The 1,464-nt window shown below is 34.5% G+C and carries 1 protein-coding gene; it reads right to left on the reverse strand.

Features of this window, described 5'->3' with window-relative positions; all coding sequences use genetic code 11:
- Positions 1-122: 122 nt before the first annotated feature.
- A complete protein-coding gene (locus AOG55_RS06385) occupies positions 123-1,439 on the reverse strand; it encodes an MFS transporter (protein ID WP_055041052.1) in 1,317 nt (438 codons plus the stop codon).
- Between the last annotated feature and the right edge of the window lie 25 nt (positions 1,440-1,464).

Raw genomic sequence — 1,464 nt, forward strand, 5'->3', positions numbered from 1 at the left:
ATCCATTTAATATATTTAGAAAAAATAAATAAAGTAATCTAATAGACATTTATGTAGTTTACTGTACTGGAATGGTTTAACCTATTTTGAATTCTTTGTTATAATGTTCTTATATTAAATATTTATATGCTAATATCCTCTAATGGCTCACCAACCTTTACCTTTCTGCCTGTTGCAAATAGAATTGATGTTACAGCAAAGGCTATGCCTGCTATAAATACCATATCATAGCTTATTCCTATTAATGGTATTAAAAATGCATAGCTTAACTCAATCAGTCCCCATGACAGCTGGCCAAGACCGGTTGATATAACATTTACTGTACCCCTAACCCTTGTTGGGACGGTTTCGTTAACGAAATTTATAATATTTATAAAGTTGCCGTTAATCCAGAATGATGCAAAGGAATAGGCTATAAGCAAAGAATAATATGAATGCGCTGAAACTGCAAATATAAATGTTCCTATAAATGCCATTATTGTTCCAAAGATGCCTGTATATCTCCTTCCTATAAATTCACTTATTAACCAGTTTAGCCAGTATGCAGGTACTGTAATAAATGATCCTATGGTAATTATTGATGCTGCTGAAATAACCGGTATTTTTATAATTTCTTCCATATAATATGCGGCAAGTATAACAACAGGTACCTGACCTCCAAGATATATGGAATATATCAAAAATGCCCATACCGTATATTTTCTAACGTCCTTTTCAAATGCCTGCCTGAATGTATTCTGTTTCAATTTTTTTACATTGGAAAAATAATTAACATTTTTATCATTAACCCCCTCCCTGGCCTTTTTAATCTCCTCAAATCTTGTTGTTTCCCTGGACCAGTGCCTGGCTATAATAATTAAAACCATTGGTATTATTGCTATCAGCCATATATATTTATAACCAAGAGGCTTGTAAAGAAATGTAACAACAATGCCTGCCAGTGCAACACCTAATGGCCAGCCAGACTGCACAAATGAATATATTAATGCCCTCCACCTTGCAGGCATCTCCTTAGTAATCATGGTTGCCGCCACAGATTGCTCATTCTGCGCGGATCCCTGAGTTCCAGACCTTACAAGGAGTAATGGAATTAATCCAATATATGTTGCAACGCCTGTTAATGCAGTTAATATGCTTGCGCCTATTAATGTTATCTGATACATTACTTTTCTTCCAACTTTATCTATAAAATATCCAATTAAAAAAACTATGGGCACCATTATAAACTGTATGCCTGCCAGAAGAAAGCCCACCTGTGCTGATGTTAAATGAAGAATCTTTGATACGGGACCAAGCAGAAGCCCGAAAACATTCCATTCATAAACAACCATGGTCCATCCAAGAAAGGCAGTGGCGGTTAGGAAAATTCTGTATTTACCGGATTTTGATTTTTGAACAATGCTTTCTGTTGTTTCACCTATATCATTACTATTAGCCATGATATAAATTAATATTTTTTATGTT

It is taken from the genome of Acidiplasma cupricumulans, assembly GCF_001402935.1.
GTDB classification, from domain to species: domain Archaea; phylum Thermoplasmatota; class Thermoplasmata; order Thermoplasmatales; family Thermoplasmataceae; genus Acidiplasma; species Acidiplasma aeolicum.